Here is a 7685-nt window from a genome sequence, read left to right as displayed (position 1 = left end):
CTCGGCATCGGCCTGGGCATGGCGGCGGCACTGGTCGAGCCGCCAGCCGCCATCGCCCGGCTGCAGCAGCGCATGCCAGGGGCCTGGCGCTGGCGGTGGTGGCGGCGGACGACGAACTGCTGCGCCAGCGCGGCGGCCCCTGGCATGCGCTGCTGCAGCCGGGCGATGGCGGCTGGCGGCTCGACCAGTGCCGCCGCCATGCCCAGGCCGATGCCGAGCGGCAGCATGCGCGCACGCGGCGCGACACCCTTCGCCAGGACCGCCGGCTCGACCAGCTCCTGGCATTTTCCGGCGAGGCGATATGACCCTGATCTGCTCTTCTTTGCGCGCGGCCGCTGTCCGTTGCGGTGCCGTCTGCGAGGCCGACGGCCCCGCGCTGTCGGTCCGATGGGCCGGCGCGGCGTTGACCCTGATGCTGGGCCTTGCCTTGACGCAGGCAGGCCGCGCGGCGACGCCGGCGGCACCCACGGCGGCGCCGACCGCGCCCACCACCGCAGCGGCGCTGCCGAACATGAGGCCAGCCGTCGCCTCGCCCTCGGCGGCCTCGTCGCCCGGCGCTGTCCCGACGCCGTCTGCACCCGTGCCCGCCGGCGGCTTCGCCTGCCTGATCGAGCCCTTCCAGCGCATCGAGCTGCGCAGCGGCCTGGAGGCGCGCATCGAGGCCATCCATGTCGACCGCGGCAGCGAGGTCAAGAAAGGCCAGGTCCTGGTGGAACTGGACAGCGGCGCCGAGCGCGCGGCCCTGGAGGGCGCCCGCTACCGCGCCGTGATGGACGGCGCCATCCGCTCGGCCGACAGCCGCAGCCAGGCCGCCAAGCAGAAGCTGGCGCGGCGCGAGGAGCTGGTGCGCGAGAAGTACATCTCGGCCCAGGACCGCGACGACGCCCGCCTGGAGATGCAGGTGGCCGAGGCCGACGCCGCCGAGGCGCGCGATAACCGCCGCCTAGCGCAGATCGAGCAGCGCCGCCTGGGCGAACTGGTGGAGCAACGCCGGCTGCGCAGCCCCTTCCAGGGCGTGGTCACCGAGCGGCTCCAGCACGTGGGCGAGGTGGCCCAGGCCGGCGAGAGCGCCCGCCCCATCCTCAAGCTGGCCCAGACCCATCCGCTGCGGGTGGAGGTGATCCTGCCGGTGGCGCTGTACGGCCAGCTGCGCAAGGGCGGCACCGCACGGGTGGAGGTGGAACGGCCGCTCAGTGGCAGCTACACCGCCACGGTCGCCGTGGTGGACCGGGTGGTCGACTCGGCCAGCGGCACCTTCGGCGTGCGGCTGGAGCTGCCCAACCCGGAGGGGACGATCCCGGCCGGGGTGAAATGCCGGGTGCAGTTTGCGGGCGACGGCGCAGCGCGCTAGGGCTGCGCCTCTCGGGGCTGTGCGCGGCGCGACCTTGACCTACGGGCTTTTGGCCGTCCGTCCCTCGCACCGGTCGGGAAGATTAACCCTGGGTGAACTCCCAACACGGGATTTGTGATCGGAGCGTATCGTGTGTCTCAGGCGGCCTGCTCCTGTCGAGCGACAGGGCAGCATTTGCAGCCACAGAGAGACGGAGACTCCAATGTTGATGGTCATTGCAGGATTCATGTTGGGTGTGGTGTGCGGCACCGTGCTGGTCGGCTTCATGGTCGGCCGCAGTCGCCGGGCCGAAGAGGACGCCATGCGCTACACGAGGTACTGAAGCTCGGCTTCCCGGCGCTGCACCTTGCGGCGCCCCACCTGTGCGCTTCACCAGCTGGCACAGGCTCGGACCCCTGCGTGCGGTCGCGGGCGTACGCTTTCCCTTTCCTTCGTCGGGCTCGATCTTGCCCAGCGGTGAAGGGCCGGGCCTTCGAAGCGCGTGATGCGCCGCCCGCCCTCGACCCGGCCGTCTCAGCGCCGTGTCTTCGCCCCGAAGATTCCCCCGAGCACTCCGCGCAGGATCTCCTTGCCCACGTTCGTCCCCACGGTGCGCACAGCCGACTTGGCCAGCGTCTGCACCAGACCGTCCTTGCGTCCGCCACGCGGGCCCGTCGTTCCGAAGAGCAGGTCGTTGAGAAAGCTCCCCTCCGCCGGGGCCGAGCCGCCCGCGGGGGACGGCGCTGCCGTTCCGGTGGGCGACGCCGTGCCCACGATGGGCGGCGATGCGGGTGCACTCGGGCGGGTTGCCGGGGGCGCGTCCGGTGCCGAGGCCGTGCGGCCCTTGAGCTTTTCGTAGGCGGACTCACGGTCCACCGCCTGTTCGTAGACCCCTGCCACCAGCGAGCCTGCCATCAGGGCCTTGCGCTGCTCGGGCGTGACCGGCCCGATCTGGCCGGCGGGCGGCAGCACGAAGACCCGCTCCGTGATGCCCGGCCGTCCCTTCTCGTCGAGCAGGCTGACCAGTGCCTCGCCCACCGCCAGCTCGGTGATGGCCTGGCCGATGTCCAGGCCCGGCTTGGGCCGCATGGTGCTGGCGGCCGACTGCACCGCCTTCTGGTCGCGTGGCGTGAAGGCGCGCAGTGCGTGCTGCACCCGGTTGCCCAGCTGGGCCAGCACCGCGTCGGGAATGTCCAGCGGGTTCTGCGTCACGAAGTACACGCCCACGCCCTTGGAGCGCACCAGCCGCACCACCAGCTCGATGCGCTCGACCAGCGCCTTGGGCGCATCCTTGAACAGCAGGTGGGCCTCGTCGAAGAAGAAGGCCAGCTTGGGCTTGTCCAGGTCGCCGACCTCGGGCAACTGCTCGAACAGCTCCGACAGCATCCACAGCAGGAAGGTGGCGTACAGCCGCGGGGCGTTCATCAGCCTGTCGGCCGCCAGGATGTTGACCACGCCGCGGCCGTCCACCGTCTGCATGAAGTCCTGGATGTCCAGCATCGGCTCGCCGAAGAAGCGATCGCCGCCCTGGGATTCGATGGCCAGCAGGCCGCGCTGGATGGCGCCCACGCTGGCGGCGCTGATGTTGCCGTAGCTGGTGGTGTACTGTTTGGCGTTCTCGCCCACATGGGCCAGCATGGCCCGCAGGTCCTTCAGGTCCAGCAGCAGCAGGCCGCTGTCGTCGGCGATCTTGAACACCAGATTCAGCACGCCGGCCTGGGTTTCGTTGAGGTCCAGCATGCGGCCCAGCAGCAAGGGGCCCATGTCGGAGATGGTGGCGCGCACCGGGTGGCCCTGCTCGCCGAACACATCCCACAGCGTCACCGGGCAGGCCAGAGGCGCGGGCAGCTCGATGCCCCGCTCCTTCAGCGTGGCGGACATCTTGTCGCCGATGCGCCCGGGCTGGCTGATGCCGGAGAGGTCGCCCTTCACGTCGGCCATGAACACGGGCACGCCGGTGCCGGACAGGCGCTCGGCCAAGGTCTGCAGCGTCACGGTCTTGCCCGTGCCCGTGGCCCCGGTGATCAGGCCGTGGCGGTTGGCCAGGGCGGGGAGCAGGAAGCATTCGGTGGCGCCGTGGCGGGCCAGCAGCAGGGGATCGGCCATGGGGGAACTCCCGGGTGAGGGCGGAAAAACCGCGGCAGTCTACCCAAGGCGGCTGGTCCGCACGGGTGTCGCGCACGGTCTTTCGGCGGCGGCGGAGCACGGGTCGACTCCTATAATTTTTCCCTTTGCCGTCCGGCACCTGACCGGCGGCGCATTTCTACATTTCCGGGAGCCCGTTCTTGTCCTCGACCGCATCCTTTGACCGTACTCCGCTCGAAAACGAGCTGGCCGAACTGCTCGTGAGCGCCCTCAATCTCGAGGTGACGCCGGAATCGATCGACCCCGAGGCACCGCTGTACGGCGACGGGCTGGGCCTGGACTCCATCGACATCCTCGAAGTGGCGCTGGAGATCTCGCGCCGCTACGGCTTCCAGCTGCGCTCGGACGACGAGCGCAACCAGCAGATCTTCGCCTCGCTGCGTACGCTGGCGGCGCACGTCGACGCCAACAAGGCCGGATAAGGGGATGCCCGCCTGGCGCATTGCGCTGATGCTGCTGGCGGGCGCGGCCTACGCCGGCGCATCGCACTGGATGATGCTCTACCACGCCGCCGAGCCCTGGGCGGTGGTCGTGCTGCTGGTGCCGCTGTGGCTCACCGGCCTGGGACTGGCGGGCCAACACCTCGGGCGTGCGGGACTCGCCCTGGTGGCCGTCGTCGGCCTGGCCGGGCTGGCCGCGGTCATGAGCGGCCATGCCGGCGACCCCAATCCGCTGTACGTGCTCCAGCATGTCGGCATCAATGCGCTGCTGGCCGGCTGGTTCGGCGGCACGCTGCGCGCCGGGCAGCTGTCGCTGATCGGTCAGTTCGCGCAGCGCATCCACACACTGACGCCCGACATGCGGCAGTACACGGCGCGGGTGACGGCCGTCTGGACCGTCTACTTCTGTGTGGTGTGCGCCCTGTCGCTGGCCGTCTACCTGCTGCGGCCGTTCGAGGACTGGTCCCTGTTCTCCAACGTGATCACGCCCGTCGGCGTCGGCGCGCTGTTCGTGGGTGAATACCTGCTGCGCTACCGGCTGCATCCCGAGTTCGAGCGCGTGCGGCTGATCGATGCCGTGCGTGCCTTCTACGCGCCCGCCAAGCAATGAGCGTGTCCCACCTGCTCGGCCCGCGCGACCTGCGCGCGCCGCTGGCCTGGCGTCATGGCCAGCCCATCAGTGCGCTGGCCTGGCTGGCCGACGTCGAGGCCGTGGCCCGGCGCCTGCCGGCCGAAGGCCCGGCCGTCAACCTGTGCGCCGACCGCTACCGCTTCAGTGTGGGCCTGGCGGCGGCGCTCTTGCGCGGTCATGCCAGCCTGCTGCCGCCGGACGCCCGGGATGACACGCTGGCCCGCGTCTGCGCCGAGCATCCGTCCGCCTTTGCGCTGGTCGATCCCGGCGAACTCGAGGGCGCCGCAGTGGCGCATCGCGTCGAGGTCGATGCCGAGGGCGCGCGTGCGCCGCTTGCGGCCATGCCCGACTGGGCGGCCATCGACCTGACGCGCCATGCGGCCAGCCTGCTGACCTCCGGCTCCACCGGTGTGCCCCAGCCGCACGCCAAGCGCTGGGGCACGCTCGCGGGCGACGTGGCCGCGGCCGTGCCACGGCTGTGCCAGCTGCTGGCACTGGATTCGCTCGAGGGCCTGACCCTGGTGGCCACCGTGCCGGTGCAGCACAGCTACGGCCTCGAATCGTCGGCGCTGCTGGCCATGCTGGGTGGTGCCGCCTTCGAGGCCGGCCGGCCCTTCTACCCGGCGGACATCGTGCAGGCGCTGGTGTCGGTGCCGCGCCCGCGGGCGCTGGTCACCACGCCCTTCCACCTCAAGACGCTGCTGCAGTCGGGTCTGGCCGTCCCGCCGGTGGACATGGTGCTCTCGGCCACGGCGCCGCTCTCGCCGCAGCTGGCGGCCCAGGCGGAGCGGGCCACCGGCGGCGTGATGGTCGAGATCTACGGCAGCACCGAGACCGGACAGGTGGCCACCCGCTGCCCGGCTCGCAGCGAGATCTGGCAACTGATGGGCGACATCCGCGTGCAGGCCGAGCCCGGCCCCGACGGCGGCGAGCGCTTCGTCTTCTCGGGCGACTTCATTCCGGCACCCACGCCCATGGCCGACCTGCTGGAACTGCTCGGCGACGGTCGCTTCCGTCTGCTGGGCCGCGCGAACGACCTGGTGCATGTGGCCGGCCGGCGCACCTCGCTGGGCCACCTCGACTTCCATCTCAACAGCATTCCCGGCGTCGAGGACGGCGCCTTCTGGCTGCCCGACGACGTGGCCGACGGGGTGGTACGGCCGGTGGCCTTCGTCGTTGCGCCTTCGCTGGATGCCGCGGCCGTCATCGCCGGCCTGCGCGAGCGCATCGAGCCGGTGTTCGTGCCGCGGCGCGTGGTGCATGTGCAGGCGTTGCCGCGGGTGGGCACCGGCAAGCTCACGCGGCGCGAGCTGCGCGAGTTCGCCCTGGCGCAGCTGGCCTCCGATGGCAGCCCGGTGCGGCTGGCCCACCATGTGCCTCAGGACCATCCCGCCTTCGCCGGCCACTTCCCGGGCCGGCCGCTGCTGCCCGGTGCCCTGCTGCTGGCCGAAGTGCTGGAAGCGATGCGCGGCGTGCCCGCGCTGCGTGCGCGGCTGGGCGATGCACCGATGCTGGCGGCGGCCAAGTTCCTGGCGCCGGTGCCGCCAGGCGCTGATCTCGTCTTCGACCTGCAGCCCGAGGCCGGTGCAGCCCTCGGTGTGCGCTTCGAAGTGCGGATGGGCGACACCGTCGCCGCCAGCGGACGCTGGCTGCCCGGGGAGGGCGCGGGCCCCGCCGCTGCCCGAGGGGCCGCGCCGTGAGTGCCCGTCCGGCCATGCCGGAGGGCGCGACCGGCACCGGCGATGCCCCCGGTGTTCCCGCAGGTGCCGTCGCCGACGGCCCGCGCCCGGGCACCGACTGGGCCCAGGCGCCCGAGCGCAGCAACATGGTGGCGCTGCGCTTCATCTGCTGGATGGCGCTGCGCTGCGGCCGGCCGCTCACGCGGCTGATCCTGCATCCGATCACGCTGTACTTCCTGCTCTTCGCGCCCACGCCGAGGCGTCAGGTGCGGCGCTATCTGGCGCGCGCCATCGGGCCCAAGGCGGGCTGGCGCGACGGCTACCGGCTGCTGCACAACTTCGCGTCGACGGTGCTGGACCGCGTGTACTTCCTGCGCGGGCGCATGTCGCTCTTCGACGTGCAGGTGCAGGGCGGCGAGGCCGTGGAGGCCGACGTGCGCGCGGGCCGCGGCGCCTTCCTGGTAGGAGCGCACATCGGCAGCTTCGAGGCCCTGTCGGCCTGCAGGCAGCAGGCGCAGGCGCCGGTCGACCTGCGACTGGCCATGCTCATGTACCCCGACAACGCGCGGCGCATCAACGCCGTGCTCGAAGCCATCAGCCTGCCCGAGTACCGGCCGCACATCATCGCCCTGGGCCGGCCCGCCGCCATGCTGGAGCTGCGCGACTGGCTGGACAGCGGCCGCATGGCCGGCATGCTCGGCGACCGCACCTTGGCGGTGGGGGAAGACGACGCCGGCCAGCGCGGCAACCGGGTGCAGATCGACTTCCTGGGCCAGCCGGCCTGGTTCAACGACGGGCCCTTCCGGCTCGCTGCGCTGCTGCGGCGGCCGGCCGTGTTCATGGCCGGGCTGTACCTGGGCGGCAACCGCTACCGCGTGGTGTTCGAGCCCCTGGCCGATTTCTCCGCGCCGGTGCCTGCCGCCGCAGCGCCGGCTGCCGAAGGCGGCACGCCCACCCCGCGCCGCGCTCGCGGGCTCGACCCCGCCGAGCGGGAACGCCGCATCCGCGACGCCCTCGAAGCCTATGTGCGGCGCCTGGAAGACCTGTGCCGCGCCCATCCCCACAACTGGTTCAATTTCCATGACTTCTGGCTCGAAGATTCGCCGCGTGCGTGAGGCCCTGGGTGGCGTGCGCCGCCTGCGCGCCGCGCTGCTGCTGGCGCTGGCCGGCCTGCTGGCCGCGCCCGCGTGGGCGTTGGACCTCAACGAGCTGATGGCCCTGCTGGCCCAGCGCCGCAGCGGCGAGGCCCGCTTCACCGAGCAGCGCTATGTGCGCGGCCTGGACGGCCCGCTCGACTCCGCGGGCGTGCTCAGCTTCGTCGCCCCCGACAAGCTGGTGCGCCGCACGCTCACGCCGCGGCCGGAGTCGATGGAGGTGCAGGGCAATGTGCTGATCCTCTCGCGCGGCGGCCGCACCCGCACGCTGAGCCTGGACGCCATGCCCGAGCTGCAGGGCATGAT

General features: G+C 72.0%; 8 protein-coding genes. 7 read left to right on the top strand and 1 reads right to left on the bottom strand.

Annotation, left to right across the window (positions count from 1 at the left end):
* Both QZ772_RS20725 and QZ772_RS20720 read left to right on the top strand, forming a co-directional pair.
* Nucleotides 1-305 (top strand): hypothetical protein (locus tag QZ772_RS20725; protein ID WP_295530350.1); only part of this gene is annotated, 305 nt, incomplete at its 5' end.
* Complete coding sequence (locus QZ772_RS20720) at nt 302-1351, top strand: efflux RND transporter periplasmic adaptor subunit (RefSeq protein WP_295530347.1); 1050 nt, start codon at nt 302-304, stop codon at nt 1349-1351. The genes QZ772_RS20725 and QZ772_RS20720, both read left to right, overlap by 4 nt.
* A 513-nt stretch (nt 1352-1864) precedes the next feature.
* On the opposite strand, the gene QZ772_RS20715 is transcribed toward QZ772_RS20720, so the two are convergent.
* A complete protein-coding gene (locus QZ772_RS20715) occupies nt 1865-3436 on the bottom strand; it encodes a helicase HerA-like domain-containing protein (protein ID WP_295530344.1) in 1572 nt (523 codons plus the stop codon).
* 179 nt (nt 3437-3615) lie between these two features.
* On the opposite strand from QZ772_RS20715, the gene QZ772_RS20710 reads away from it, so the two are divergent.
* The 5 genes from QZ772_RS20710 to QZ772_RS20690 form a co-directional block, all read left to right on the top strand.
* Nucleotides 3616-3897, top strand: a complete 282-nt coding sequence (locus QZ772_RS20710; RefSeq protein WP_295530341.1) for a phosphopantetheine-binding protein — start codon at nt 3616-3618, stop codon at nt 3895-3897.
* A gap of 4 nt (nt 3898-3901) precedes the next feature.
* The gene (locus QZ772_RS20705) at nt 3902-4525 is read left to right on the top strand and encodes a hypothetical protein (RefSeq protein ID WP_295530338.1); all 624 of its coding nucleotides are present in this window, start codon (nt 3902-3904) and stop codon (nt 4523-4525) included.
* Nucleotides 4522-6246 (top strand): AMP-binding protein, encoded by a 1725-nt coding sequence (locus tag QZ772_RS20700; protein WP_295530335.1) that lies wholly within the window; start codon nt 4522-4524, stop codon nt 6244-6246. Before QZ772_RS20705 ends, QZ772_RS20700 begins: the two co-directional genes overlap by 4 nt.
* 125 nt (nt 6247-6371) lie before the next feature.
* Complete coding sequence (locus tag QZ772_RS20695; protein ID WP_295530353.1) at nt 6372-7340, top strand: acyl-CoA synthetase; 969 nt, start codon at nt 6372-6374, stop codon at nt 7338-7340.
* On the top strand, nt 7306-7685 hold a 380-nt coding region (locus QZ772_RS20690), incomplete at its 3' end, for a LolA-related protein (protein WP_366510630.1). The genes QZ772_RS20695 and QZ772_RS20690, both read left to right, overlap by 35 nt.

It is taken from the genome of uncultured Pseudacidovorax sp., assembly GCF_913773995.1.
GTDB lineage: Bacteria > Pseudomonadota > Gammaproteobacteria > Burkholderiales > Burkholderiaceae_C > Xenophilus.
This window is presented reverse-complemented; position numbering and strand designations above follow the sequence as displayed.